The organism is Variovorax sp. PBL-E5, assembly GCF_901827185.1.
GTDB lineage: Bacteria > Pseudomonadota > Gammaproteobacteria > Burkholderiales > Burkholderiaceae_C > Variovorax.
Genome location: NZ_LR594671.1, coordinates 4892670 through 4918080, shown reverse-complemented (window position 1 = coordinate 4918080; position 25411 = coordinate 4892670). Strand labels below are relative to the sequence as shown.

General features: G+C 63.6%; 25 protein-coding genes. 21 read left to right on the top strand and 4 right to left on the bottom strand.

The window, feature by feature from the left end; genetic code table 11:
• Window positions 1-225: 225 nt before the first annotated feature.
• From WDLP6_RS24005 to WDLP6_RS23965, 9 genes are all read left to right on the top strand, one after another.
• On the top strand, window positions 226-1677 hold the full coding sequence (locus WDLP6_RS24005; RefSeq protein WP_162594368.1) for an MmgE/PrpD family protein: 1452 nt from the start codon (window positions 226-228) through the stop codon (window positions 1675-1677).
• Window positions 1671-2681, top strand: coding sequence for an ABC transporter substrate-binding protein (locus WDLP6_RS24000; RefSeq protein WP_162569584.1), 1011 nt, complete (start codon window positions 1671-1673; stop codon window positions 2679-2681). The genes WDLP6_RS24005 and WDLP6_RS24000 overlap by 7 nt, the downstream gene beginning before the upstream one ends.
• A 15-nt stretch (window positions 2682-2696) precedes the next feature.
• Window positions 2697-3506, top strand: a complete 810-nt coding sequence (locus WDLP6_RS23995; protein WP_162594367.1) for an ABC transporter ATP-binding protein — start codon at window positions 2697-2699, stop codon at window positions 3504-3506.
• Window positions 3503-4345, top strand: coding sequence for an ABC transporter permease (locus WDLP6_RS23990; RefSeq protein WP_162594366.1), 843 nt, complete (start codon window positions 3503-3505; stop codon window positions 4343-4345). The genes WDLP6_RS23995 and WDLP6_RS23990 overlap by 4 nt, the downstream gene beginning before the upstream one ends.
• A 21-nt stretch (window positions 4346-4366) precedes the next feature.
• On the top strand, window positions 4367-5722 hold the full coding sequence (locus WDLP6_RS23985) for a hypothetical protein (protein WP_162594365.1): 1356 nt from the start codon (window positions 4367-4369) through the stop codon (window positions 5720-5722).
• A 319-nt stretch (window positions 5723-6041) separates the two neighbouring features.
• Window positions 6042-7100, top strand: coding sequence for a 3-keto-5-aminohexanoate cleavage protein (locus WDLP6_RS23980; protein WP_162595235.1), 1059 nt, complete (start codon window positions 6042-6044; stop codon window positions 7098-7100).
• A gap of 106 nt (window positions 7101-7206) precedes the next feature.
• The gene (locus WDLP6_RS23975) at window positions 7207-8142 is read left to right on the top strand and encodes a Bug family tripartite tricarboxylate transporter substrate binding protein (RefSeq protein ID WP_162594364.1); all 936 of its coding nucleotides are present in this window, start codon (window positions 7207-7209) and stop codon (window positions 8140-8142) included.
• Between the two features lie 6 nt (window positions 8143-8148).
• Entirely contained in the window at window positions 8149-8607 is a 459-nt protein-coding gene (locus WDLP6_RS23970; protein WP_162594363.1) for a hypothetical protein, read from the top strand.
• The gene (locus tag WDLP6_RS23965; protein ID WP_162594362.1) at window positions 8604-8969 is read left to right on the top strand and encodes a hypothetical protein; all 366 of its coding nucleotides are present in this window, start codon (window positions 8604-8606) and stop codon (window positions 8967-8969) included. The genes WDLP6_RS23970 and WDLP6_RS23965 overlap by 4 nt, the downstream gene beginning before the upstream one ends.
• Window positions 8970-8997: 28 nt before the next feature.
• Here the strand turns inward: WDLP6_RS23965 and WDLP6_RS23960 are convergent, their stop codons facing one another.
• From WDLP6_RS23960 to WDLP6_RS23950, 3 genes are all read right to left on the bottom strand, one after another.
• Window positions 8998-10065 carry an AraC family transcriptional regulator gene (locus WDLP6_RS23960; protein ID WP_232077270.1) on the bottom strand — a complete coding sequence of 356 codons (1068 nt, stop codon included), beginning with the start codon at window positions 10063-10065 and terminating at the stop codon, window positions 8998-9000.
• Between the two features lie 97 nt (window positions 10066-10162).
• Window positions 10163-10723: an RBBP9/YdeN family alpha/beta hydrolase gene (locus WDLP6_RS23955; RefSeq protein ID WP_162594360.1), complete on the bottom strand. Its 561-nt coding sequence runs from the start codon at window positions 10721-10723 to the stop codon at window positions 10163-10165.
• 11 nt (window positions 10724-10734) lie between these two features.
• Window positions 10735-11586: a TauD/TfdA dioxygenase family protein gene (locus WDLP6_RS23950; protein WP_197910246.1), complete on the bottom strand. Its 852-nt coding sequence runs from the start codon at window positions 11584-11586 to the stop codon at window positions 10735-10737.
• Window positions 11587-11773: 187 nt separating this feature from the next.
• On the opposite strand from WDLP6_RS23950, the gene WDLP6_RS23945 reads away from it, so the two are divergent.
• The 7 genes from WDLP6_RS23945 (at window position 11774) to WDLP6_RS23915 (ending at window position 19915) form a co-directional block, all read left to right on the top strand.
• Window positions 11774-12799: an AraC family transcriptional regulator gene (locus tag WDLP6_RS23945; RefSeq protein ID WP_162594358.1), complete on the top strand. Its 1026-nt coding sequence runs from the start codon at window positions 11774-11776 to the stop codon at window positions 12797-12799.
• Window positions 12800-13131: 332 nt separating this feature from the next.
• Window positions 13132-13980, top strand: coding sequence for a TauD/TfdA dioxygenase family protein (locus WDLP6_RS23940; protein ID WP_162594357.1), 849 nt, complete (start codon window positions 13132-13134; stop codon window positions 13978-13980).
• A gap of 54 nt (window positions 13981-14034) precedes the next feature.
• Window positions 14035-15096 carry a 3-keto-5-aminohexanoate cleavage protein gene (locus tag WDLP6_RS23935; RefSeq protein WP_162594356.1) on the top strand — a complete coding sequence of 354 codons (1062 nt, stop codon included), beginning with the start codon at window positions 14035-14037 and terminating at the stop codon, window positions 15094-15096.
• 30 nt (window positions 15097-15126) lie between these two features.
• Window positions 15127-16359, top strand: a complete 1233-nt coding sequence (locus WDLP6_RS23930; protein WP_162594355.1) for a porin — start codon at window positions 15127-15129, stop codon at window positions 16357-16359.
• Between the two features lie 45 nt (window positions 16360-16404).
• Window positions 16405-17766 (top strand): MFS transporter, encoded by a 1362-nt coding sequence (locus tag WDLP6_RS23925; protein ID WP_232077268.1) that lies wholly within the window; start codon window positions 16405-16407, stop codon window positions 17764-17766.
• A 148-nt stretch (window positions 17767-17914) separates the two neighbouring features.
• A complete protein-coding gene (locus WDLP6_RS23920; protein ID WP_162594354.1) occupies window positions 17915-18895 on the top strand; it encodes a quinone oxidoreductase family protein in 981 nt (326 codons plus the stop codon).
• A gap of 27 nt (window positions 18896-18922) precedes the next feature.
• Window positions 18923-19915: a Bug family tripartite tricarboxylate transporter substrate binding protein gene (locus WDLP6_RS23915; protein ID WP_162594353.1), complete on the top strand. Its 993-nt coding sequence runs from the start codon at window positions 18923-18925 to the stop codon at window positions 19913-19915.
• A gap of 17 nt (window positions 19916-19932) precedes the next feature.
• Here the strand turns inward: WDLP6_RS23915 and WDLP6_RS23910 are convergent, their stop codons facing one another.
• Window positions 19933-20523 (bottom strand): Crp/Fnr family transcriptional regulator, encoded by a 591-nt coding sequence (locus tag WDLP6_RS23910; RefSeq protein ID WP_232077266.1) that lies wholly within the window; start codon window positions 20521-20523, stop codon window positions 19933-19935.
• Between the two features lie 348 nt (window positions 20524-20871).
• On the opposite strand from WDLP6_RS23910, the gene WDLP6_RS23905 reads away from it, so the two are divergent.
• From WDLP6_RS23905 to WDLP6_RS23885, 5 genes are all read left to right on the top strand, one after another.
• On the top strand, window positions 20872-21618 hold the full coding sequence (locus WDLP6_RS23905) for an ABC transporter ATP-binding protein (RefSeq protein WP_162594351.1): 747 nt from the start codon (window positions 20872-20874) through the stop codon (window positions 21616-21618).
• A 40-nt stretch (window positions 21619-21658) separates the two neighbouring features.
• Entirely contained in the window at window positions 21659-22396 is a 738-nt protein-coding gene (locus WDLP6_RS23900; protein WP_197910196.1) for an ABC transporter permease, read from the top strand.
• A gap of 32 nt (window positions 22397-22428) precedes the next feature.
• Complete coding sequence (locus WDLP6_RS23895) at window positions 22429-23436, top strand: taurine ABC transporter substrate-binding protein (protein ID WP_162594350.1); 1008 nt, start codon at window positions 22429-22431, stop codon at window positions 23434-23436.
• 9 nt (window positions 23437-23445) lie between these two features.
• Window positions 23446-24303 (top strand): polysaccharide deacetylase family protein, encoded by an 858-nt coding sequence (locus tag WDLP6_RS23890; RefSeq protein ID WP_162594349.1) that lies wholly within the window; start codon window positions 23446-23448, stop codon window positions 24301-24303.
• Window positions 24304-24390: 87 nt separating this feature from the next.
• On the top strand, window positions 24391-25383 hold the full coding sequence (locus WDLP6_RS23885; protein WP_162594348.1) for a Bug family tripartite tricarboxylate transporter substrate binding protein: 993 nt from the start codon (window positions 24391-24393) through the stop codon (window positions 25381-25383).
• Window positions 25384-25411 lie beyond the last annotated feature (28 nt).

The window sequence follows — 25411 nt, the reverse complement described above, 5'->3', positions numbered from 1 at the left end:
GGTGGCCCGTCGTGGCCTTCCGGCACCTCGGGTGCTGCAGGTCTCATGCGGGCTGTCGAACAGCCAGCGCCGCGGGCAGTCACCACGAGGGCACGGAAGTCGGATCGCCACCTCAGCACCTGTCCAAGGCAGCGTCAAGCAGGAGGTTGCCTTATGAGCGCCGCGCCGGGCCGCCCCAAGCAAGCTCGCACCGCAGCCCGCAGGGCGGAGGGCGGAGGTTATCTGATGAATGCCGGACCTGTCGCGCAAACGCTGGCCGAGCGACTGGTCGCCGAGTGGTATTCGCTCGACGAGAGCACGATCCCGGCGCATGTCGATGCGGCCACGATCCGATGCATCAAGGACACGCTGGGCGTTGCCCTGGCGGCCCGCGCCCTTGGCGTCGGCATGGCCGGCGTGCACGTCGCGCTTCAGGATGCGAGCGTGCCGCAGTCGGCCTTGTGGGGCGCTGGCATGCGTGTCTCGATGGAGGATGCCGCGCTCGCCAACGGGATGCTCTCGCATGCGCTCGATTTCGACGACACGCATGCGGCGGCGATCGTGCATTCCAGTTCGGTGCTCGTCCCCGCGGCGCTGGCGGTCGGAGAAGCGGTGCAGGCATCGGGCCGCTCGATCCTCGCGGCGCTCGTCGTCGGCTACCAGGTCGCCGCGCGCCTGGGCCGGCTGGCGCCCGGGCCCTTCCAGGACAACGGCTTCCAGGCCACCTCGGTGCTGGGCACCTTCGCGGCGGCGATCGTCGCCGCCAGGCTCATGCGGCTTTCGCCGGACCAGGCGCTGAACGCCCTCGGCATCGCGGGGAGCATGGCGTCCGGATCGATGGCCTACCTGTCGGACGGCAGCGACGTGAAGCAGATGCACCCGGGCTGGGCGGCGATGTCGGGCATCCGCGCCGCCAAGTTCGCGCGCGCGGGTTTCCGCGGACCCCGCGCCATCTTCGAGCACCGGCTCGGGATCTTCCATTCGTTCGCGCGGGTCGACATCACCGACACCTGGCGCGACGCCTGCGGCGCGCCGTGGGAAGTGGCGCTCATGGGCCCCAAGCCCTATCCGGCCTGCCTGTGCGTGCACGCACCGGTCCAGGCCATGCTGCAGTTGCGCGGCGAAGGATGGGTGTCGCCGGATCGCATCGAGGACATCCGCGAGATCCGCTGCGAGGGGCCGCAGTGGTACCGGGAACTGGTGTTCGAACCGGCCGCATCGAAGATCGCGCCGCGCACACCCTACGAGGCGCGGTTCAGCGCGCCATGGTCGATGGCACGGGCGCTGCTGGACGGAGGCCTCGACGTGCGGAGCTTCTCGCCGGAGAAACTGTCCGACCCGGTGGCCGGCGCGCTCGCTGCGCGCACGGCTTTCACCGCGGAAGAATTGCCCGAGTTTCCGGCTTCCTTTCCGGCGCGGGTCACCGTGACACTGGCCGATGGCGCGCGGCGCTCGGCCTATGTCGCCCACAACCTCGGCGCGCCCGGAAACCCGATGACCGACGACGACATCGAGGCGAAGTTCCAGGCTTGCATGGCAGCGGTGCTGCCGCCTGCCCGCGCCGACGAACTCTCGCACTGCATCGCCGGACTCGTCGAGGGCAACGGTGCGCAGCAGTTGTTCGAGTGCCTGGGCCGTCTGGATCCCGCGGGCATGCAGTCGGAAATTTCAACCTACAAGGAGACAGAAAAATGCTAATTCATATCCGCAAGCTGGTGTTGGGTCTGGGCCTGGCCTGTGGCCTTGCGCTGTCGGCGCCGGCCCAGGTCGTCGAAGTCACGCCGGGGCTCTCGGTGGAGCAGATGCCGAAGGTCAAGGGGACCTATGTCTTCGCGCACGGCTTCGGCCTGATCTACGGCGCCATGCCGGTCGCGCGCCAGCTCGGCGTGGTCGAGAAGATGTTCCCGAACGCGAAGATCGAATGGGTCAACATCTTCACCACGGCACAGCAACGCGACGCGATGATGGCCGGACGCCTGAGTTTCGGTTCATGCACGCCGGGGCCTTTTCTGCAGGCCTGGGACAAGGGCGTCGGCATGAAGTGGCTGCAGACGACGGGTGGCTTCGATGCCTATCTGATGGTTCGGCCGGACGGTCCCAACTCGCTGCTGGACTTCGTGGGCACGACCAGGAAACTCTCGCCGGGCCCGAACACGGCGCAGTACTTCACGGCGCAGGAGGTGCTCAAGCGCGCGGGCAAGGACATCAAGGCATTGGACCGGAACTGGGTCAACCTGCCGCACCCCGATGCGATGCAGGCGCTGATCGCCGGGCAGCTGGACGGCCACTACGCGACGGCGGATTTCGCCCTCCGCTTGCAGGAGCAAGGCATGAAGAAGATCGGCAGCTTCAAGGAAACCTGGGGCTCGCTCTATGCGGTGGGGGCCTGCACGCTGGACAAGACCGTGTCCGAGCAGCCCGACCTGGTCCGCGGCTATGCGCTGGCATTGCGCAAGACGGCCGACTGGATGAACAGCCATCCCGAGGAGGCCGCCGATGCACTGAGCAAGTCGGTGGGCGGCAAGGTTCCGCCGGCGGAGTTCCTGAAATACCTCAAGTCCCCCATGTACCAGAGCTACACCACCGATGCGGATCTGAAGACGCAGGCGGAGGCCATGCGCAGTTTCGGCGCGCTCAACAACGCGCCCAAATCGGCGGCGGACTTCTACGCGTTTCCTGCGGATGCCGGATCGAAGTGGTAGGGAGGCGAGATGAGAATGCCGAATGAGCAAATGATCGCCGTCGCGGCGGGCACGAGCGATGCGCTGGTCGAAGTCGACCGCGTATCGATCCAGTTTCCCGGCTCGCGCGGCCGGGGCACGGTCGTCGCCGTCGAGGATGTCTGCGTTTCCATCCGGCGCGGAGAGAAGTTCGTGCTTCTCGGGCCGTCCGGCTGCGGCAAGTCGACGTTGCTCACGGCCATCGGCGGCTTCATTCCCGTCTCGTCCGGCGAGATCCGGGTGGACGGCAAGGCCGTGACCCGCCCTTCGATGAACCGCGTGCTCGTGTTCCAGGACTTCGCGCAGCTGCTGCCATGGCGCACGGTGGTCAACAACGTCGAATGGGCCATCGCCAAGCGGTGGCCGAAGATGGGCGCGAAGGAGCGCGCCGAGCGTGCGTGCCACTACATCGAACGGGTGGGCCTGGGCGTGCAGGCGCAGCAGTATCCGAACACCCTGTCCGGCGGACAGAAGCAGCGTTGCGCGATCGCGCGCGCGTTCGCGATACAGCCCGAGATCCTGCTGATGGACGAGCCCTTCGGCGCGCTCGACGCCATCAATCGCGAGAAGATGCAGCACGAGCTGAATCGCCTGTGGGACGCGGAGGACAAGCGCGTGACCATCGCCTTCGTCACGCATGACGTGAACGAGGCTGTGCACCTGGGGCATCGCGTGATGGTGATGAGCCGCGGGCCGGGCCGGCTTCGCGCGCTCGTCGACAACCCGAACGTCGGCAGTCCGCCGCACGACGCCAGCGCACTCAAGCTGGTCGATGAACTCCGAGAACTCCTGAAAGACACGCCATGACGACTTCCGCCAACACCCTGCGAGCGCCCGCTGCGCGAAGCCCGCTGTGGGGCAGGATTCTTGGCGCCGGAGTCGCCAAGAAGCTGATCGTGCTGATCTTTCTTTGCTGCCTGTGGGAAGGCGTGGTGCGGCTGCTGGGCGTCAACCGGCTGCTGTTTCCGCCTTTCTCCGAAGTGGCCGTGCGGCTCGCGGCCGGGCTGGGATTGAACGGCAACGGCGAGCTCTGGACCTACATCTGGGAGACGCTGTCGGTCATCCTGCAGTCCTTCGCGATCAGCATCGTCATCGCGATCCTCTTCACCGGATTCGCGGTCGCGAACAGCTGGGTGCGCGAATCACTCGGCGTGCTGACCGGGATCTTCCAGCCCCTGCCGTCGATCGCGCTGCTGCCGATGGCCATCCTCTGGTTCGGCTTTTCTCGCGAGTCGCTGGTCTTCGTCGTCGTGATGGCCATGGTCTGGCCGATCGCGTCGTCGCTGACCGTGGGCTTCGCGACCATCTCGCCCACCTTGTACCGATTGGGCCGGAACTACGAGCTGGGTCACCTGCGGATCATGACGGAGATCCTGTTGCCGGCGGCGCTGCCGATGATGATCTCGGGGCTGCGCGTCGGCTGGGGCTTCGGCTGGCGCACGGTCGTCGCGGCCGAGCTCGTCTTCGGCGCCACCGGCTCGGGCGGAGGCATCGGCTGGTACATCAACAACAGCCGCCTCTTCATGAACATCACCGATGGCTTCGCCGGCATCCTGCTGGTGATCGTCGTGGGCCTGTTCACCGAAAGCCTGTTCCGCCTCGTGCAGTACTTCACCACGCACAAGTGGGGGACCGAGAACTTCTGAGGCAGGGCGAAGTTGCTCGCGATGGCTGCGCCCCGGCGAATCGCCGCCTGTGCGCTGGTGGCCTTGTGGGTGCTGCAGGAAGCGCGCTTCATCGTCCCGTCGTCGACGTGGATCGACCATGCAGGCGTCGCGGGGCTCCTCGTGTATTTCGGCGCCGCCTTCATCGTTTCGCAGCCGGCGCTGCGTGTCGTGGTGGCGCTGGTCACGCTCAGTGCGGTCGGCGTGGCGATCTGGCGCGACATCCCGCTGGCCCTGGTCGACGGCGCCCGGTCCGCGATCCTGTTCTCGGCATTTCTTGCGGCCATGCAGCTTCTCAAGGTGTCGCTGGAAGTCGATCCGCGGATGCACCGATTGCGCAGCCATCACTCGGCCCTCGACGCTGGGCAGCAGCATGATTCGCTGATGCTGCGCACGCATCTCGTCGGCGCGATCTTCGGCGCGGGCGGACTGGCCGTGGTGTCCCCGATCCTGGCCCCCGAGCGTCCGCGCGACCAGCGCACGACCTCGGCGGAAAGCGCGCTTCAAGGGCTCGGCCTCGCGGTGCTCTGGTCGCCGTTCTTCGTGGCCATGGCGGTCTGTACGAGGCTGCTCGCGGGGATCGCGCTTGGCCCCGCCGTGCTGAACGGCGTGGCGATGGGCGCGATCGGACTGGTGTTGTCGCACGGCCTCTATGGCGGCCGGATCCGGTCCGCATGGCTCACGCCGCTTTTCAGGGCGCTGGTCGAAACACTGCTGCTCGCAGCGGCCATCGTGGCCTTTCATGAAGTCTGGGGCATCGGCAATCTCGAGGCCGTGGTGATCGGCGTACCGGTCCTGGCGCTGGTCATTGCGCGCCATGCCCTTCGAGCGCAGGCCATGAACCTGGCGGCGCGGTGGTGCAATTCACTGGAAGCGATTGCCGCCGAGGCGCTGGTGGTCGGCGCGGCGCTGGTGCTGGGTGAAGTGCTCAAGGCCCTGCTCGCGCAGGGCGTCATCGGCCTGCCGGCCGGCACCGCCGCGTGGCCGCTGCCCGTGCTGCTTCTCATGCCGACGGTCCTGATGCTGCTGACGTCCCTGATCGGCCTGCATCCGATCATCTCCGCCAGCCTGCTGCTGCCGCTCCTGGGTTCCGTGAACACCCTGCATCCCGTGGTCGCCGCGGGCAGCGTGCTGCTGGGCTGGATGATGTGCGTCGTCCTGTCCAGGTTCGTCGTGCCGGTGATGTACGCCGCGGGCCTCTTCGGCGTGAGCTCCAACGAACTGGTGCGCGGCCGCAACCTGCGCTTCTGCGCGCTCTATGTTCCGTTCGCGCTGGTCTACCTCTGGATCCTGAATGCCGTGCTGACCCATTCCGCCGGCTTTTTCCAATTGAAGAAGCTCCTGCCACTGACCGGGTAGTTGGGCCAATGGCTGGCGCCTGGGATGGGCACGACCGGGTGCGCGTGTCCGGGACCCGCGCTTTCAGCGCCAGGGACTTTTCGATCGGCATGGCGGCGCCGAAGCTGGCCTCGAGGCCGTGGCGCGCGCAATGGGGCGATCGTCGTCTCTTCCCGCCCAAATTGAAAAATCCATGTCCCAAATGGGCAAGGGCTTGTCGCCGATGCCCCGGATACTGCCTGCGTTGGTGCATTGGCATTGCAGGCAATGTTCCGCACCGGGTTCTTCCATTCGGTTCGGCATTCTCAATATTCATCTTTCAATTCGGAGACCCATCACCATGAACTTCCTTGACGGCCACCTGTATCCCGAGAACCAGCAGCCTCTGATCATCACCGCCGCTCCCTATGCGCCGGGCTGGATTCCCTCGGACTTCCCGGAAGACATCCCGGTCACGATGGAGGATCAGATCCAGAAGGCGGTGGATTGCTACGAAGCCGGTGCCACCGTGCTGCATCTGCATGTGCGTGAAGCCGATGGCAAGGGCAGCAAGCGCCTGTCGAAGTTCAACGAGTTGATCGCCGGGGTGCGCGCCCGCGTGCCGGAAATGATCATTCAGGTGGGTGGCTCGATCAGCTTCGCGCCGGAAGATGACGGCTCGGCCGCCAAGTGGCTGAGCGATGACACGCGGCACATGCTGGCCGAACTCACGCCGAAGCCCGACCAGGTGACGGTGACCGTCAACACGACGCAGATGAACGTGACGGAGCATGCAGGCATTGACGACTTCAAGGGCGTTTCGCGCGGCTTCCCGCACCTCTACGCGACCTACAAGGACATGATCGTTCCCTCGAATCCCAGCTGGGCCGAGGAGCACATCCGTCGCCTGACGGCCGCCGGCATCCAGAGCGAGTTTCAGTGCTACAACATCAACAGCTTCGAAACGATCGAGCGGATGATTCGCCGCGGCGTCTACAAGGGCCCGCTGGTGATGAACTGGGTGGCCATCAGCGGCGGCATGGATCAGGCGAACATCTACAACCTGGCCAACTTCCTGCGTGCTGCGCCCGATGGCGCGGTGGTCACGGTGGAAAGCTCGGTGCTCAATGTGCTGCCCGTGAACATGATCGGCATCGCCCTGGGCCTGCATGTGCGCTGCGGCATCGAGGATGTGCTCTGGAATCAGACCCGCACGGGCAAGATGAGCTCCGTCGAGCAGATCAAGCAGCTGGTGCGCATCTCGACCGAATTTGGCCGCCCCATCGCGACGGCGCAGCAGGCACGGGAGATCATGAAGATCGGCGTCTTCTACGAGACGGCAGACGAGACGCTTCGGGAAAACGGCTTCGCGCCCAACCGCAACGGTGGCACCCAGGGATTCCTGCGCAAGCCGACCTGAAGCTCCGCTTTGCGTCTTTGCGCCACGCGAACCTTGATCAAGAAAAGAAGAGATGACGACATCATTGACCCGTAGAGAGCTCGTGCTTGGAGCAGTAGCATCCCTGATGAGCAATCTGGCCGGCGCCCAGGCCGGCAAGAGCTGGCCCTCACGCCCCATCAAAGTCATCGTGCCAGGTGGCGCAGGCGGGGTGTTGGATGCCATGGCGCGGAAGCTCTACACCAACCTCGGGAAAACGCTGGGTCAGGCACTTGTCATCGAAAATCGCACGGGCGCGAATGGATTGATCGGCAGCCTCGCGGTCAAGACCGCTGCACCGGATGGCTATACGCTTTTGCACAGCACAGCATCGTCCATGGTGATGGCCGAGGCACTGAATCCAGACCTCTCGGTGAAGACTCTGCGAGACCTGGAACCCGTGGCGCTGACTGCCGTGGGTGGCGTGCTGCTTGCCGTGCACCCTTCGGTGCCTGCGAAGACACTCCCTGAGCTGGTTGCGCTTCTGCGAAGCGATCCCAAGAAATACCAATCGTATGGAAGTTGGGGCGTCGGTTCGAACGGACACCTGACGATGGAGTGGATCAAGCAACGGGCAGACCTGACCATCAACCACGTCCCCTATAAAACAACGCCTGCGTTGCTGACGGATATCATCGCCGGCGTGATTCCCATTGGCTGGGTCGACGTCGTTTCTCCGTTGGGCTTCATCACGCAAGGCAAACTGCGCGGCATCGCATTGTCGGGCACGGTTCGCAGTCCCAAACTGCCTGAGGTCAAGACGCTTTCCGAGCAAGGCTATCCATTTGCTGCGACCGGTTGGCAAGGTGTTTTTGCACCAAAGAAGACGCCATCGGAGTTGCTTGATCGTCTGCATGCAGCCATCAATCATGAATTGGTGCAGCCGGAGTTCGCTGAATCACTTCGCCAGTTGAACATCCCGCCTGCAACTCCCGTGAGCCGTCAAGAATTCACGAAGATGATCACGGACGACCTGGCTGCATGGCGGAAGGTCGTCGTGGACGGCAATATCAAGCCAGAGTGAGAGATCATGAAGATCGCCTCTCACGTCGACAAGATCAGTCGCCTTCTGCAATTGCGCGATCGACTCGACCCTCTTGCAGATTTCGAACTCTGGTACTGGACGTGCCTGACGGCGGGAACCAACATCTGGAACAGCTCGCTGCATGCGACAGGATTCACCAGTGAAGATCGCGCCTTTTCCACGATCCCCGGCGTGCACGTCGTACCTCAGAGCGACGGAAGCTGCCGCAGGGAACTGCGCGGTCCGGGTGATGTGAGTCATGTCGGCTGGCCCGCCATTCCTGGCGACATGCCGGAGCCCGTCCAGCGACTGGAGGCCGCGTTGCATGCACTGGAAGATCACCGCGATCCTTGCCTGCGTGGCGACCGAACGCCCACCCAGGCGATTGTCGATGACTGCCATCTCGCGCTATCGCAAGCCATATCCGTCTACGAAGAATTGGTCCGTCGGGACATGCATCCATGACCCCGGAAAATCATCGCGATAAAGCAGAGCGGATTGAACGATCGCTCGCCAAGCTCACCGACTCGGATTGGGAAATCCGGATCGAGGCTGCCATGCTGGCAGGTACGCACTGGGTCAACTATGTGCTGCATCAAAGCGGCGTCAGTGAGATGTCGGAAGACATGGCGCATGCATCCATGTGCACGGTCAGCGTCCTTCGCAAGTACAAGCTTGCCGAGCCTGATCTGATCGCACGACTTGAAGAAATCGAGGAGCTTCGTCCCCAGTTCGTCCGCGGAGACATGGACGGAGGCGCAAACGCTGCGAACAGAGCGCTCGAGTTGCTGGATCTGATAGGAGAACGAGCGCGAAAAATTGCCTGAGCCGATACGGCGACTGCGAAGCCACTGTCTACAGACGACTGGGCGATTCAGTCCCGCGTTCGTCAACAACGGCCATATCCGCGGTCAGCTTGCTCCATTGCGAGGCGCTGCAACCGAAAAGACTGCGGAACCAGCGGCTGAAGCTGCTGAGCCTGGAGAAGCCCAGCCGCTCGGCCACCTCGCTGAGGGGTATGTCACTCTCGCGCAGATGGCGCTTGACCAGATCCGATCGCACCTGGTCGAGCAGACGGCTGAAGGTGAGACCCTCCGCATCGAGTTGACGGTACAGCGTACGGCGATCGACGCGCAGGAGCCGTGCAACCTCCTGTGCATTGCAGGTGCCGCCCGGCAGCAGTGCCAGGATGATCTGGCGACAGGCTTCCTGCGCGCTTTCACGCCGATCCTTGAGGGCTGCTTCCAGGTATTTGCGCGCGAATCCCGCCGACACCTGGTCTCCGGACCCGCGCGGTCTTGACAGGTCGATCGCCATGCAGACCAGGCCGTTGAACTCCTGATCGAATTTGACGCGCCGCCCGAAGAATGCCCGATGTGCGGAGACGTCCTTGGGTGGGCGATGTGTGAAGCAGACTTCGAGCGGTTGCCAATGCGGTCCGATCAATTCGCTCAGCATGCGAAACATGCTGCCCACAGCGAGTTCCGTCGACTGTCGCATCGCCAGCCCGGGGCTTGGCAGCAAGTCTTCACGGATGATGACCATGCTGGCAGCGTCTTCAACCCGGATGGTCAGCGAGGTGTTCACCAGTTTCAGGTAGCGGCACAGCGTGTCGAGCGCATCCCTCGGCGTGGGCTCCTCCCTCAGCACGAGACTGATAGGCCCGAGGGCAGACAGCTTGCGCTTGGCTGCAAGACGCAGCGCCAGATCTTCGGTCTGCGTGGCACGGGCGGTGATCTCGAGCAACTCGCGCGCGGCATCTCTCGGGATCAGCGTCTCGGGGTCTTCGAGCAACTTCGCGTCCAGCCCCACGGTTCGCATGAACACATGGGGGTCCCGCCCGAGCGACTCCACCAACTCGACGTAGCCGTTCAAGGTGGCGCTGCGCACCAGTCGAGAGATTGGTCTCCTGGACTCACTCATGAGGCCCATTCTGGCACTGACCTGATCTCGGGAAAGTATTCCGGATGAGGTGATCTTCGAGGGCGGGGTCGCAGGCCCGATCGGTCGGGTCTCCGGATTACGAGAGTTCGCGAATGAACGCTTCGGCCTGCGGCCACTCGCCATGGCCCGAAGCCGGATTCAGATGCCCGACCGCGCCGAGTTCGACGAAGCGGCTGCCCCACGCGCGCGCGAAGTCGCGGGCGCGATCGAGGCGCGTGAGGGGATCGTTGCTGCCTGCCGCCACGATGCTCGGAAAGGGCAAGGTGGCGCGGGGGATCGGCAGCCAGCCGTTTTGCTCGAGTGCATCGGTCGTCGGGTAGCCCGCCGGCATCGGCGTCTCGAGGTCCGCAGGTGCTGCCAGCAGGGCGCCGCGGATTTCGCGTGTGGCATGCCGGGCCGCCCAATGGGCCACCATCATCGCGCCCGCGCTGTGCGCGACGATGACCACCGGCCCTTCGATGGCGGCCAGCGCGCGATCGATCGCGTCGACGCGCGCGGCGCAACTCAGCTTGTCGTGCTCGAGCGGGGCGACGCTGCGCACACGAGGCAGCCTGGCCGCCAGCAGGGTCTGCCAGTGGTCCGGCACGTGCTCGCGCAGGCCGGGGACGATGAGAACGGTGGGTACCGCGGAACTCATGTGCCGATCGTTCAGTACGGCAGGTCGCCGATGATGGCGGTGCGCTCCATCTTGCGATGGCATGCCGGGTAGTCCATCACCGCGTAGTGCTGGGTCGAGCGGTTGTCCCAGAAAGCCACGCTGTTCTTCTTCCAGCGGAAACGGACCTGGTATTCGGGGATATAGGCCTGGCTGATCAGGTAATTGAGCAAATGGCTGGCGCCCGGTGCCTTGTCCTGGCCGAAGCGAACGTTGGCCGGCGTATTGAAGTTGGTGAAGTGCGTCGTGAAGCTGCCGTTGACGAACAGCACCTTCTCGCCGGTTTCCGGATGGGTGCGCACGACCGGATGCTCGACGTCCGGAAACTGCGCCTTCAGCGCCAGGCGCTTCTCGATCGGCATGGCGGCGCCGAAGCTGGCCTCGATGCCGTGGCGCGCGCGCAAGGGGGCGATCGTCTTCTTGATGTCCTCGGGCAGTTGCCTGTAGGCCTCGACCATGTTGACCCACATCGTGTCGCCGCCCACGGGCGGGCATTCGACGCAGCGCAGCACGCAGCCGAACGGCGGCTTCTCGCGCCAGGTGGCGTCGGTGTGCCAGGAATTCTCGTGGCGCTCGGGTGGGCTTTCCGGTGTCTTGTAGATCTGAACCAGCCCTGGGTGGTCGGGATGGCTGCCCACCACGGGATGCTCTTCCAGCTCGCCGAAGCGGCGCGCGAACGCCACGTGCTGGGCGCGCGTGATGTCCTGGTCGCGAAAGAACACCACGCGGTGCTTGAGGAGAAGCGCCCGGATCTCGGCCATCAGCAGGTCGTCCTCGGCCGCCGCGCCGAGGTTGACGTTGCCGAGCTCGGCGCCGATCGTGCAGGTGAGCGGCTCGACCCGGATCGAACCGCCCAGAGAGGTCGCGCGGACCACTGCGGGAGCCGCCTTGAGGCCTTGAGTCATGAAGCTTGTCTCCTGGTGTCGGAAGGGGCCGATCGATGGGCCGGAGTGTGCTCGCACTCGCGTTCGCCCGCTTGACAATGCATGACAGGCACTTATCCTTCGATGCCAGATTCCACGCCGTTTTCCGATGTCGTCACTCGTCCGCGCTGCAAGCCTCACCAACTACAGCGAGGTCGCTCTGGCCGGCGGCCTGGACCCGGCGCGGATGCTCGTCGACGCGGGGCTGAGCCCGAGCGTCCTGCGCGAGCCGGACCTGCTGATCCCCGTCGAGCGCGTCGGGGAGTTGCTCCAGACCTCCGCCGTCATGTCGGGCAACGAGAGTTTCGGTCTGTGCATGGCCGAGTCGCGCCTGTTGTCCAACCTCGGCGCGGTGGGCATGCTGATCCGCGACCAGCCGACCCTGCGCGACTCGCTGAACGTGCTGATGCGCTACCAGGCGCTGCTCAACGGTTCGCTGTTGCTGATGATCGAGGAACGCGCCGGGGTGGTCGTGATCCGCGAGGAGGTCATGGCCGGCAACGCGCAGCAGCCCACCCGCCAGAGGATCGAGCTGGCGCTCGGGGTGATGTTGCGCTTGATGCGCCAGTTCCTCGGCGCGAGCTGGCAGCCGCGACGCGTGTGCTTCGAGCACTCCGCGCCGCGCGACCTCAGTGCGCACCATCGGTTGTTCGGCCGCTGCGTCGAGTTCGACTACGACTTCAACTGCATCGTCTGCGCGAAGGCCGATCTGGATACGCGCAACCCGTCGGCCGATCCGGCCATGGCGCGCTACGCGCAGCAGTTGCTGGACGCGTCGGCCCGACCGCAACAAGGGGCAAGAATGCTCGAGGACGTGCGGCGCACGATCCTGCTGTTGCTGCCCAGCGGGCGCTGCACCATCGAGCAGGTGGCCGAGCACCTGGGCGTGGTGTGCCGTACGGTCCAGCGCCGGCTGGCGGAACGCGACCAGAGCTTCTCGTCGATGGTGAACGACATCCGCAAGGAGCTCGTCACGCGCCATGTCATCGAGGGCGATCGTCCGTTGACCGAGGTGGCGATGCTGCTCGGCTTCTCCGCGCCGAGCGGCTTTTCCCGCTGGTACCACGCGCAATTCGGTTGCAGCGCCAAGGAGAGCCGGGCCGTGCGCGGCGCCGTGCACTCTCTGGCCGCCTGATCCTTTGCATCGCCCTGCGTGCGAACGCGGGCGACCGATGCCGAGGGCGTCGAGCAGCGCCCGCCGATGAGAAATCGGCAGGCTCACTGCACCGAAATCCGACATTGAAATTCAACGCGCGCGCCACGTCGAAGTAGGCCGTCCGCACGGCCGAACGTGCCGGCGTCCTGGTCGCGCGGCTTCATTCCTGCCGATGTGCTTCATGCCAGCTGGCGCGAAATGCTAAGCACTTGGCGTGAAATGGCAAGTCGCTTCCGAGCGGCCTGCCTAAAGTCGCGCTTCGTGATTTGGCGGGATCCATCACGCAAGACATCAGAAAAAAGGAGACGGCGATGAGAGTGGAACCTCTGACCTGCAGCATTGGCGCCGAACTGATCGGTGTCAAACTGGCAGATGCGGTGCATGATGCCGCGCTCTTCGATGAGATCAAGAAAGAGCTCATCCGCCATCGCGTGCTCTTCCTGCGCGACCAGGATTTCACCCGTGCAGAGCATGTCGCGTTCGCGCGCCGCTTTGGCGAACTGGAAGATCATCCCGTGGTCGGCAGCGACCCCGAGCATCCCGGGCTCGTCCGGATCTACAAGTCGCCCGACAGTCCGCCCGACCGCTACGAGAACGCCTGGCACACCGATGCCACCTGGCGCGAAAGGCCGCCTTATGGCTGCGTGCTGCGCTGCGTCGAATGCCCGCCCGTCGGCGGCGACACGATGTGGGCCAACATGGTCCTGGCCTACGAACAATTGCCGGACCACGTCAAGACACAGATCGAGGATCTGCGCGCGAGGCACAGCATCGAATCGACCTTCGGCGCGGCGATGCCGATCGAGAAGCGTCTGGCGCTCAAGGCGCAGTACCCCGATGCCGAGCATCCCGTGGTCCGCACGCATCCCGATACGGGAGAGAAGGTGTTGTTCGTCAATGGCTTCACCACCCATTTCACCAATTTCCATACCCCGGACCGCATCCGGTACGGGCAGGACGCCAATCCCGGCGGCGCGCTGCTGTTGAGCTACCTGATCAGCCAGGCCTACATCCCGGAGCACCAGGTGCGCTGGCGCTGGAAGAAGAACAGCGTGGCGATCTGGGACAACCGGAGCACCCAGCACTATGCCGTCATGGACTATCCGCCCTGCGTGCGCCAGATGGAGCGCGCCGGAATCGTCGGAGAGAAAGTCTTCTAGCCCCCGCGTTCACGCCATCTGCCTTTCACGTCGACCAACACTGAGGAGACCTTCATGAATTTCCTGGATGGGGATCACTTTCCCGAGAATCAGCAAAAGCTCGTCATCACTTGCGCGCCCTATGGCCCGGAATGGATGCCTTCGGACTTTCCGGAAGACATTCCCGTCACGATGGAAGCCCACATTCAGAAAGCGGTGGACTGCTACAACGCGGGCGCCACCGTGCTCCATCTGCACGTGCGCGAACTGGATGGCAAGGGGTCCAAGCGCCTGTCCAAGTTCAACGAGCTGATCGCCGGCGTGCGCGCCCGGGTGCCGGAGATGATCATCCAGGTGGGCGGGTCCATTTCGTTCGCGCCGGAGAGCGATGGCGAAGTCGCCAAGTGGCTTTCCGACGATACGCGCCACATGCTGGCGGACCTCACGCCGGCGCCCGACCAGGTGACGATCACGATCAACTCCAACCAGATGAACGTGGTGGAACAGATGTGCGCGGCGGATCTCGCGGGCACCTCACTGGCGGAGCCCGACATGTACCGCGCCTACCGCGAGATGACGATTCCGGCAGGACCGGAGTGGGTCGAGGAGCACATCCGGCGACTGTCGGCCAAGGGCATCCAGACGCACTTCCAGCTCGCCAACATCACGCAACTGGAAACCGTCGAGCGGATGATGCGCCGCGGCGACTGCAACGTGCCGCTGATCCTGACCTGGGTGGCGATCGGCGGCGGCTTCGACCAGCCCAACATCTACAACCTGGCCAACTTCGTGCGCGCCTGCCCCGACGGTTCGGTGCTGACGCTCGAATCGTCGATGCTCAACGTGCTTCCGCTGAACATGATGGCCATCACGATGGGCCTGCATGTGCGCTGCGGGATCGAGGACAACATCTGGACTCAGCGTCGCGACCGCAAGTCCGGCAGCGTGGAGCAGATCGAACAGCTCGTGCGCATCTCGCACGAATTCGGCAGAGATATTGCCAATGCCAAGGAGGCGCGCGAAATCTACAAGATCGGCACCTTCTACAAGAGCGCCGATGAAGCGCTCGCCGCGAATGGCTTTGCGCCGCGCCGCAAGTCGGCAGCGCAGGCCATGCCTCAGCGTATGGCGGCCTGAGCTTCGAATTCCTCACAGGAGACATCGCAAATGAAAAAAGAATCCATGTTCGCCATCGCCATGGCGCTTTCCGGTGCAGCGTCTGCCCAATCGTCGGTGACACTGTTCGGTGTGGTGGATGCGGGCGTGAGCCACTACTCGACCGTGAGTTCACCCTACGGCCTGAATGCGCTTGCCGCGCCGGGCAATGTCACTCAGAGTCAATGGGTTCTTTCTCCCTCCGGGTACGCGTCCAGCCGCATCGGATTTCGAGGCACGGAAGACCTGGGCGGAGGATTGGCAGCCAGCTTCTGGCTGGAGGCGCCGGTGAGCAACGACACCGGCGCGAGCGCCATTGCCAATTTCGGCCGCCGCTCGACAGTCAGCCTGTCCGGGACTTTCGGTGAAGTTCGCCTGGGCCGGGACTACACCGCCAGCTTCTGGAATGACGCCGTATTCGATCCCATGACCGTCAACGGCGTCGGCACCAATCTGATCGCCGTGGTCAACAGCAACCTGGCGAGCTATCGTGCGCTGGCAACCGGCGGCCTTCTCAACGGTGGACTCTCCGCGGGAACCGACAGCTATCTGCGCACCAGCAACTCGATCGGCTACTTCCTGCCGCCCGACCTCGGTGGCTTCTACGGGCAGGTGCAGTACGCTTTCCCGGAGAACGTGAAATCCACGCTGGCCACTGCGTCTTCGGGCGCTCGCGGACGCTACGTCGGTGGCCGCTTCGGCTGGACCAACGGTGCAGCCGACGTGGCCCTGGCCTACGGCGAGAGCACCGTCGCGGACACGGCGACGGCGGCAGAAAAGATCAAGACGGTCAACCTGGGAGGCTCCTACGATTTCGGTGTCGCCAAGGTGTTTGCGGAACTGTCCCGGGTGAAAGACCAGCGAGGCAAGTTTCCGTCTCCCCTGATCGACGACAAGTACAACGGCGCGCTGATCGGCGTGACGATCCCCATCGGGGCAGGCATGGTGCGGGCCTCCTATGGCAACGTGAAATTCGACAATGGCGCCTCGAGCCTGGACGCCGATGCCTCGGTCAACAAGCTGTCGCTGGGCTATGTCTACAACCTGTCGAAGCGGACGGCGCTCTACGCGACGGTGGCCCGGATCAATATCAAGGATGGCCGCAACAACCCCTCCGTCATGGGCGTGACCCCGTTGGTGCTGAGCAATCCGGCCATCTTTCCGCAACCGGCCTTTCTCTCGACGCCAGGCTGGCAGCCTCACAGCGCCATGGGCTATGACTTCGGCATTCGGCATGCCTTTTGATCGGCTGAGCCGATCGCTGAACCTTCAGATGCACGGAGCCCACGCATGACGGCCCGCATGACAACCCGCACGCAAGAACCGTGGAGACAGCCAGGGATCCATTCTCTGGACAGGGTCGTACCGACAGGCCAGGACGACTACCTGATCGGCAAGGGGCAAGCCTGGTTTGCCTTTGCCATGACCTTCGGGCTCATGCTGTTCGATTACATCGATCGGCAGGTGATCGTTTCGCTCTTCCCCCACATCAAGAGCGAATGGGGATTGAGTGACAAACAACTGGGTGCGCTGGTTTCCATCATTTCGATCGTTGTGGCGGTGGGTGGAATTCCGGTGTCCTTGATGGCAGATCGCGTGAGCCGGGTGAAGAGCATCGTTGTCATGTCGACCGTGTGGAGCCTTGCCACCATCTCCTGCATGTTCACTGCCAACTTCGGCCAGCTGTTTGCCGCGCGAGCGGCCGTGGGAGCGGGTGAAACCGGCTATGGCTCGGTGGGTGCGGCGTTGATCTCGACGCTGTTTCCCAAACGCTTGCGCGGAGCTCTTCTGGGGGCCTTCTTCGCCGCTGCGTCACTGGGTTCGGTGCTGGGTGTCGTGTTGGGCGGCGTGATCGCGGCCCGCTGGGGTTGGAAGGCCGCCTTTGGCGTGGTCGGTGTTCCAGGCCTTGTATTGGCCTTGCTCTATATGCTGGTGCCGGACTACAAGACCGTGGCGCTCACACCGCGGTCGAACCAGGCCGCCCAGTCGCTGGGAGAGACACTCAGGCACACCTTCGGCACCCTGGCGCGAACCCGCACCCTCCTGTGGGTCTGCGTGGGTGCTGCCATGCAGCTTGTCGTGGTCTCCGCCGTATGGTCGTGGCTGCCGAGCTATCTCAGCCGCTTCGACGGCATGGCGCCGGAGGCTGCTGCCAGGCAGGCCGCCATGGTCGTGCTGGTCGGCGCGCTGGGTTGCGTCTTCTGGGGCTTTGTGGTGGATCGAGTGGCGATACGCCATCCACGTAGAAAACTCGCAGCGTTGGCTGCGCTGTGCCTGATCACCGTGGCGATTTTCCTGACGGCCTTTGCCTCCTTCCCGCCGGGCGAGGCGCAATTCAAGCTGGTATTGCTGGGCGGCTTCTTCATGACCTGCACGGTGGGCGTGGTCTCCGGCGTGGTCATCGACGTCATTCACCCCGGCACGCGCTCCACGGGCTCCGCCGTGCTCTCGCTGTTCCAGAACCTCTTGGGCCTGGCCGTCGGCCCGTTCCTGGTGGGGGCGCTGTCGGACCGGTGGGGTCTGCAACACGCTCTGGCCGTGGTGCCTTGCTTCAGCATACTGGCCGCCGTGGCCTTTGTCTGGTGCGCGCGAAGCTATGACATGGACGTGGCCAGAGTGTCCGGCGTGTCGCTCTCGGTCGTCGACCATTGATTGCGCCGCTCTCCAATCCGTGAGCGGTTGCTGTCATGAAAAGCCAAGTGCCAGACGTGCAATGTCAAGCACGAAACAACGCAAAGCCGGACGATGCGGTCTTCACTTCAGACTTCCGGCATCCACCGCTTCAAGGAGACAACACACCATGGCTGTAGTCGTTAAATTTCACGAGACCGGCGGGCCCGAGGTACTTCGTTTCGAGGACGTTGCCGTCGGCGATCCGGGACCCGGCGAGGTGCGCCTGCGGCATGAAGCCGTCGGCCTCAATTTCGCCGACACCTACTTCCGCCGTGGCACCTACCCGGCTCCGCTGCCCAGCGGCCTCGGTAACGAGGCCGCCGGCGTGGTCGAGGCTGTCGGTGCCGGCGTGACCGATCTGGCGGTGGGCGACCGCGTGACCTACACAGGCTTCACGAACACGCTGGGCGCCTACAGCACCGAGCGGCTGATATCCGCCGCGCTGCTGATCAAGCTGCCGGAGGCCATCGATTGCGAGACTGCGGCGGCCATGACCATGCGGGGCTTGTCCGCCGCCTACCTGGTGCGCCGGATCTATCCCTTCAAGGCGGGCGACACGGTGCTGCTGCATGCCGCGGCCGGCGGCGTCGGCCTGATCGTTTCGCAGTGGGCCAAATTGCTCGGGCTGACGGTGATCGGCACGGTCTCGACCGATGCCAAGGCCGAAGTGGCGCGCGCCCACGGCTGCGACCACACGATCAACTACAGCCATGAGGATGTCGCCCAACGCGTGCGCGAGCTGACGGGCGGGGTGGGCGTGTCGGTGGTCTTCGACAGCGTCGGCAAGACCACCTTCATGGCCTCGCTGGACTCCCTCAAGCGCCGTGGCCTGATGGTCTGCGTCGGCACCGCTTCCGGCACGATCCCGCCCTTCGATCCGCAGATTCTGGCCCGCAAGGGATCGCTCTACCTGACCCGCCCGGGCCTGGCGGACTACATCGCCGATCCGGCCGAAAAGGCGGAACTCGTCGATGAGCTGTTCGGCCACGTGGCGGCCGGCCGCATCCGCATCGAGATCAATCAGCGCTATGCCCTGCAGGATGCCGTGCGGGCACATCAGGACCTGGAGTCTCGCAAGACCACAGGCTCCTCCATTTTCGTGATTTGAGTGCTCCACGCTTCAAGGTGAACGGCCATGGTTCAGAATTTATTGAAACTCCGACGCTTCGCAATCATTGCACTGTGCTGGTTCGCGGCGGTATCGCCTGCGCTGGCACAGCAATGGCCGGACAAACCCATTCGACTGATCGTCCCTGCGCCGCCCGGCGGCATCTCCGACGCAGTGGCCCGGCTGATCGCCGAACAGCTGCGGGCGAATCTCGGTCAGTCGGTGGTGGTGGAAAACAAGCCGGGTGGCTCGGCCGTGGTGGCCGAGCGGGCCGTCATGAATGCGCCTGCCGATGGGTACACCTGGATGGTCGGGCCATCGAGCGTGCTGTCCGACATACCGCTGACCGTGAAGACGCCGTACGACCCGCTCAAGACATTCACCTATGTGGCAGAGGCCAGCAGCATGCTCCATGTGCTGGTGGCCAACGCGAATTTCCCGCCGAACAATGTCAAGGAACTGCTGGACTACGCCAAGCGCAATCCCCGCTCGGTGAGCGTCGCGAACCTCAGCGTCGGCACGCGCTCGAATCTTCTCGGTGAAATGCTCAAGGAAAAGAGCGGCAACAACATGCTGGTCGTTCCGTACAAGGGTTCGGCGCCCGCCATGGTCGATCTGCTGGGGAACCAGGTTCAACTCACCTTCGAAGTCGTGAGCAACGTGGTCCCGCTCGTCAGGAGTGGCAAGCTGAAGGCACTGGCCATCGCCTCGCCGTCGCGCTCTCAGTATCTGCCCAATGTGCCGAGTTTCGGTGAAGTCGGGCTGCCTGATTTTGTCCTTCCCCACGCGAGCGTCGGTGCGTTTGTTCTGAGCAGCACACCCAAGCCGCTGATCGATCGGATCCAGAGCGAAATGGCCAAGGTCGTTCGCGCGCCCAAGTTCCGCGAAGCATTGACGGCGCAAGGCCTGGATCTGCCGCAAGAGGCCTCGGCAGACCAGCTTCATCAGATCCTGGCGACGACCATGGCCCACAACAAGGAAATCATCGAAAGGCTTCAGCTCAAGATCAATCCTGAGTGAGCTTCACGGCATTCCCGCTATCGAAGAGAAGCAAGCGCATCCGGCCGAAGCACATAGACCGAGCCGTCGGCCTTCTTCTGTATCAAGTCCTGTCTCTCGAACAACTCCAATGTTTGAGAAACCCATTGCCGGGTCGATCCAATCATTCCCGCCAGCTGGCCGTGCGTCAGGCGGATGCTGCGGCCGGTTCCGCTGGTTGCCAGCATCGCCAGCAGACGCGCCAGCCGTACCTTCATGGAGTGCGTTGCCAGAAGCTGGAGAAGCGCTGAATAGCATTCGGACTTGTGGACCAGCGCATCGAGAAGCGCAATGGCAAGGTCGGACCTTTGCTCGACCAGCTTTCTGAGTTCCTTGCCCGGCAGAAAAACACAGCGCGTCGGACATTGGGCTTCGGAGGTCCATGCATGCTGTCCTCCCCCGAACAATTGAGGGCCGCCGACATAGTTGCCCTCGCCCCAGAAGCCAAGGGTCAGTTCCCGGCCATCTTCCGACACATAGTACGAGCGCACCACGCCCGTCTCGATCACGAAGATTCCGTCGTGGCGATCTCCCTGCTTGAAGAGAAGGTCGCCTGACGCGAACGATCGATTTCGCCCCAGCAAGAGCAAGGCGTCTCGCGTGGGCGAACTCAGTTCCGAAAGCAAGGGAGACGCTGGAAGCGGGAGCCGTGTGGGCTGCGCAAGAAAGGTCGTCTGAGTGACGGCGGCAGGTGCTCGGCGAGCGGACTTCTCCATGGCCGCTGATTATGGCCCTGCACCAAGGCTTGCTCGAGTCAGCACGCGGATCGACTCCGCCGCTCACCGGCAATTAATTGCTTCCTCGCTCTGGAAGCGCGCCCGAAACTGCAAGTCCCCATCACCATTTCGTCGGAGCACGAGGTCCGTACAGTGAATATCCCTCTTCTTCAGAGCGAGCACGTCGGTTTCTCCTACGAGGGACATCAGGCGCTCACTGGCATGAACTTCACCATTCGAGAAGGTGAATTCGTCTGCCTGCTCGGACCGTCGGGCTGTGGAAAGACCACGCTGTTGAATCTGATCGCCGGCTTCCTGTTTCCCACGAGCGGCCGGCTCAGGTTTCGCGGCCAACCGATCACCCGGCCCGGGCCGGATCGCGCGGTCGTGTTTCAGAACGGCGCGCTGCTGGATTGGTTGACCGTGAAGGACAACATCACGTTCAGTCAGATCTGCCGGCGCATGCCGCAGCAGGCGAGGAACGTGATCAGCCGAAGAATGACCGCGCTCGTTGGGCTTTCCGGTTTCGAGGACCGTTACCCCTATCAACTCTCGGGCGGGATGAAGCAGCGCGTCGGAGTGGCAAGAGCACTCGCGACGGAGGCGCAGATCATCCTGATGGACGAGCCGTTCTCTGCCGTCGATGTGCAGACCAGAGAAAGCTTGCAGGAGGAACTCTTGCGCATTCATCGGAAGACCAGATGCACCGTCGTCTTCGTGACGCACAGCATCGACGAGGCCGTGTTCCTGTCCGATCGCATTTTCCTGCTCTCGAAGCCGGGCGAGGCTCCGATGGAGGAATTCAGGATCGACCTGCCGGCGCCGCGATGGGATGAAAACAATCGGCTGCACCCTTCGTTCCTGGCCGTGCGCGAAAAGATCTACCTGAAGATGCGGCGACAACACGCGGGCGATCGAGCTGTCGTGCCGCAAGGCATTGGCGTCGGGGAGGCTTATGCAGGCAGTTGAGCAGAGGCGATCTCAGCGCGTTCGCGCCGTCGCGGTCGTCATGTCGCCGATGGTGATCCTTGCTGCATGGGAACTGGCCACCCGCATCGGCCTCGTGCGAAGCGTTCTGCTGCCGGCGCCGAGCGATGTGGCACGCACCTTCATCGATGTGCTGTTCCATGGCTACGCGGGCGTCAGCATCTTCTGGCACATCGGCGCAAGCGTCGCACGGGTGCTGGCGGGCTTCATTGCCGCGGCGGTATTCGGCATCGCGATCGGCCTCGCGCGAGGCCGCTACAGCCTGGTCGACGCGGTGCTTCTGGTTCCCGCGGAAGTGGTGAGGCCGATACCTCCATTGGGGCTGATACCGCTCTTCATTCTCTGGTTCGGCATCGGCGAAGTCTCCAAGGTTCTGTTGATCTTCTACTACGTCCTGTTGATCGTCATGCTCAACACGGAAAGCGGCGTGCGAAGTTGTCCGCCGGACTTGATCAGGGCCGCCCAGTCCCAGGGCGCAACGCCGGTTCAGATCTTCCGCTATGTCATTTTTCCGGCCGCGCTGCCTCAGATCATGACGGGCCTTCGCGTCGGCATGGGAAGCGCACTCGCCATTCTGGTGGCATCGGAACTGCTGGGTGGCGATCGTGGCCTGGGATTCGTGGTTCTGGACGCCAGCAACTTCTTCCGCACCAATGAAGTGTTCGTGGGCATTGTCTTGATCGGACTGCTTGGCCTGATCAGCGATCGCGCCCTGAACTGGTTATCGCGCCGGGTCGTTCATTGGGAGCGAAAGAAATGAGGCGGTATTTCTTCAAGAAGAAGGAGCAAGGCATGCGGACTTTTCTGACTTTCGTTCTCCTCGGACTCGCTCAGTGGCTGCCGCTTCCGGCGGCCGCGCAAATGCGGATCGGCTGGCAAGTGGGTGATGTGAGCACGGTGCTCACGCTCGCGGTCGAAAGAAAAATCTTCGAAGCTCAGGGCCTGTCGGTGGAATTGAGAGGATTCCCCGCCGGCCCTGCCATGCTCCCGGCACTGGCGGCGGGCGAGATCGATGTGGCATGGATGGGTGAATTCCCGACCACGTCCGGCTACGCGAATGGACTGCCGATCGAAGTCATTCTGGTGCCGCACATGCACCGGACGCACATTCGGCTCATCGGCAATCCGGCCAACGGAATCCGATCGATCGCCGATCTGAAGGGCAAGAAGATCGGAGTGACGATCGGATCCACCAGCCATCATCACCTGATTCGCGCGCTTTCCATGGCGAAGCTCACGCCTCGGGACGTGACGATGGTCAACCTGGCGCCCGCGAACATGGTGCCGGCGTACGTGAGCGGCCAGGTCGACGCGATCGTGACCTGGGAACCGGGAGCGGGAGAAGTGGAGGCTCGCGGAGGGCTTCGTCTCGCGACGACCGAAAGCATCGGCAGCATCACGGGGATTCTCTGGGTCGCTCGCAGCGAGTACGTGCAGAAGCATCCGCTCGAGATTCAGAAGTTCCTCCACGCCTGGGAGAAGGCGACCGACGAATACCGGCGCAATCCGATGGAATCCATGAAGTACGAGGCGAAGCGATTGAATCAGTCGGTCGACGAGCTGGCGAAGTTGACCGAGAGGCAATCCATCGTGTTTCCGACCTACTCGGAGCAATTGAGCCAGAACTATCTCGGAAAGAAGGGAGAGCAGGCCGATGCCAGGTTGATGAAGCACATGCAGAGCGTTGCCGCCTTTCTCCACGGCATCGACCGGATCAAGGAAGTCCCCGGCGACTGGAGCAGGCTCATCGACGTCGGTCCGTTGACGACCTACCAGCAGTCGAAAGCCGGCAGCAACTGAGGATTTGCCATGGCGCGGCATATCGTCTGTCTGTCCTTCGATTTCGACGCCACGTCGATCTGGATCTCGCGCGGCATGGTCTCGCCGAATCCGATCTCGCGAGGAGAATTCGGCGTCATCGGTGCCGCGCGGATACTGGCGCTTCTCGACAAATACGGCCTGAAGAGCACCTGGTTCATTCCGGGCCACACCCTGGAGACCTATCCGGAGGCGTGCGAAGCCGTGGTGCGCGCGGGGCATGAGATCGGGAATCACGGCTGGACTCATCTGTCCCCTACGGCGATGTCTGCCGAGGAAGAGGAGGCGGAACTCGTGCGAGCCAACGCTTCGATCCGCAAGGCGACCGGAGGCGATCCCAAGGGTTACAGGTCACCCGTGTGGGATCAGACGCCGCGCACCGTGGAATTGCTGCTCAGGCACGGGTTCGTCTACGAGAGCAATCTGATGGGGAATGACTACACCCCGTACCGGGCGCGCACGCCCGACACCATCGACATTCAAAAGCCGTTGAAGTTCGGTGACGCGACGCCGCTCATCGAAATCCCGGTGAGCTGGTCCTTGGATGATGCGCCGCACTTCGAGCTGGTTCGAACGCCGAACTGGGTACAGCCGGGGTTGATGAACGCGACGAACGTGCTCGAGAACTGGGTCCATGACTTCCTGTACATGGCCGACACCACCGCATGGGGCGCGGTGACCTATACCTTCCATCCCTATTGCACCGGCAGAGGGCACCGAATGATCGTTCTGGAAAAGCTGATCCAGCAACTGATCAGGAAGGATGCCGTGTTCTTGCGGATGGATGAACTGGCCAGTGAGTACGATGAGCGAGCGCCATTCTCGCGGGCCGTGCACGCCGCGCAGTAGTGCCGGCAATTAGTTGCTGGTCAAGATTCCGCAGGCCGAAGAACAATGCTTCAGTCGTCCAACGATATCCAGCAAGGAGTCCTTATCTTGAGCACAGTCGAGAAGCCATCCCTCACTCTGACCCGCCGTCGCGCCCTCGCGGCCGTGGCGTCCGCCGCCCTCCCTTGCACCGGTGCATGGGCGCAAGGCGGATTTCCCTCCAAGACGATCACGATCGTCGTGCCCTATCCCCCGGGCAGTGCGAGCGATCTGCTCGCGCGCATGCTGCAGCCGCGGCTGGCGGACGCGTTCAAGCAAGCCGTGATCATCGAGAACAAGGGGGGCGCGTCCACGAACATCGGGACCGAGTACGTATCCAGAGCCGCTCCGGATGGACACACCATTCTCTTCCAGGCGCCCAATATCGCAACCAACGAGTTTGCCTTCGGCGGCCTGCACTGGAAGCGGGAAGACTTCGCGCCCGTCGCGCTCATGGTCCGGTGGTCGAATGTTCTGGTGGCGGGGCCCAGTGCGCCGACCCGCGACCTCCGGCAACTTGTCGCAGTGAGCAAGTCTTCGGACGGATTGAACTACGGCACGCCCGGCGTCGGTTCGCTTTCCCACCTCGCGGTGGAGATGCTGAAAGCTCGAACGGGGTTGCGAATGGAGCACATCACGTTCACCGGCACGGCGCCGATGATCACCGCGCTCGTCGGCGGCCACATTCAGTATGGCGTGACGAATCCGGCGTCGTTCATGAGCCAGGTCAAGGACGGGAGGCTGGCGCCGATGGTCGTTCTCAGCACCCAGAGGGACGCCACCACGCCCGATGTGCCGACGCTTGCGGATTTCGGGATCACCGGTATCGAATCGAATGGATGGCTCGGCGCATTGGTGCCTGCTCGCACGCCTGCATCGGTCATCTCGACGATCAACACGGAGTTGCTCAAGGCCCTGCGTGCGCCGGAGATCGTGGCGAAACTCCGGGACAACTACCTCGAGGTCACTGGAAGCACCCCGGCGGAGTTCGCGCATTTCATGGTCACCGAGAACGCCAAGTGGGGAGAAGCATTCAAGACGGCGGGCATCAAGCCCCAGTGACGCGGCAATGTTGAGGAGCGTATTCGTG

What these genes read in the sequence shown, in the direction of transcription:
- WDLP6_RS23915 (WP_162594353.1), top strand. Translation starts at nt 18,923, where the DNA reads ATGGTTCAGAATTTATTGAAACTCCGACGCTTCGCAATCATTGCACTG.
- WDLP6_RS23960 (WP_232077270.1), bottom strand. Translation starts at nt 10,065, where the DNA reads ATGAGTGAGTCCAGGAGACCAATCTCTCGACTGGTGCGCAGCGCCACC.
- WDLP6_RS23905 (WP_162594351.1), top strand. Translation starts at nt 20,872, where the DNA reads ATGAACTTCACCATTCGAGAAGGTGAATTCGTCTGCCTGCTCGGACCG.
- WDLP6_RS24005 (WP_162594368.1), top strand. Translation starts at nt 226, where the DNA reads ATGAATGCCGGACCTGTCGCGCAAACGCTGGCCGAGCGACTGGTCGCC.
- WDLP6_RS23930 (WP_162594355.1), top strand. Translation starts at nt 15,127, where the DNA reads ATGAAAAAAGAATCCATGTTCGCCATCGCCATGGCGCTTTCCGGTGCA.
- WDLP6_RS23990 (WP_162594366.1), top strand. Translation starts at nt 3,503, where the DNA reads ATGACGACTTCCGCCAACACCCTGCGAGCGCCCGCTGCGCGAAGCCCG.
- WDLP6_RS23980 (WP_162595235.1), top strand. Translation starts at nt 6,042, where the DNA reads ATGAACTTCCTTGACGGCCACCTGTATCCCGAGAACCAGCAGCCTCTG.
- WDLP6_RS23900 (WP_197910196.1), top strand. Translation starts at nt 21,659, where the DNA reads ATGTCGCCGATGGTGATCCTTGCTGCATGGGAACTGGCCACCCGCATC.
- WDLP6_RS23920 (WP_162594354.1), top strand. Translation starts at nt 17,915, where the DNA reads ATGGCTGTAGTCGTTAAATTTCACGAGACCGGCGGGCCCGAGGTACTT.
- WDLP6_RS24000 (WP_162569584.1), top strand. Translation starts at nt 1,671, where the DNA reads ATGCTAATTCATATCCGCAAGCTGGTGTTGGGTCTGGGCCTGGCCTGT.
- WDLP6_RS23975 (WP_162594364.1), top strand. Translation starts at nt 7,207, where the DNA reads ATGAGCAATCTGGCCGGCGCCCAGGCCGGCAAGAGCTGGCCCTCACGC.
- WDLP6_RS23995 (WP_162594367.1), top strand. Translation starts at nt 2,697, where the DNA reads ATGCCGAATGAGCAAATGATCGCCGTCGCGGCGGGCACGAGCGATGCG.
- WDLP6_RS23965 (WP_162594362.1), top strand. Translation starts at nt 8,604, where the DNA reads ATGACCCCGGAAAATCATCGCGATAAAGCAGAGCGGATTGAACGATCG.
- WDLP6_RS23945 (WP_162594358.1), top strand. Translation starts at nt 11,774, where the DNA reads ATGTCGTCACTCGTCCGCGCTGCAAGCCTCACCAACTACAGCGAGGTC.
- WDLP6_RS23935 (WP_162594356.1), top strand. Translation starts at nt 14,035, where the DNA reads ATGAATTTCCTGGATGGGGATCACTTTCCCGAGAATCAGCAAAAGCTC.
- WDLP6_RS23985 (WP_162594365.1), top strand. Translation starts at nt 4,367, where the DNA reads ATGGCTGCGCCCCGGCGAATCGCCGCCTGTGCGCTGGTGGCCTTGTGG.
- WDLP6_RS23955 (WP_162594360.1), bottom strand. Translation starts at nt 10,723, where the DNA reads ATGAGTTCCGCGGTACCCACCGTTCTCATCGTCCCCGGCCTGCGCGAG.
- WDLP6_RS23925 (WP_232077268.1), top strand. Translation starts at nt 16,405, where the DNA reads ATGACGGCCCGCATGACAACCCGCACGCAAGAACCGTGGAGACAGCCA.
- WDLP6_RS23940 (WP_162594357.1), top strand. Translation starts at nt 13,132, where the DNA reads ATGAGAGTGGAACCTCTGACCTGCAGCATTGGCGCCGAACTGATCGGT.
- WDLP6_RS23970 (WP_162594363.1), top strand. Translation starts at nt 8,149, where the DNA reads ATGAAGATCGCCTCTCACGTCGACAAGATCAGTCGCCTTCTGCAATTG.
- WDLP6_RS23895 (WP_162594350.1), top strand. Translation starts at nt 22,429, where the DNA reads ATGCGGACTTTTCTGACTTTCGTTCTCCTCGGACTCGCTCAGTGGCTG.
- WDLP6_RS23890 (WP_162594349.1), top strand. Translation starts at nt 23,446, where the DNA reads ATGGCGCGGCATATCGTCTGTCTGTCCTTCGATTTCGACGCCACGTCG.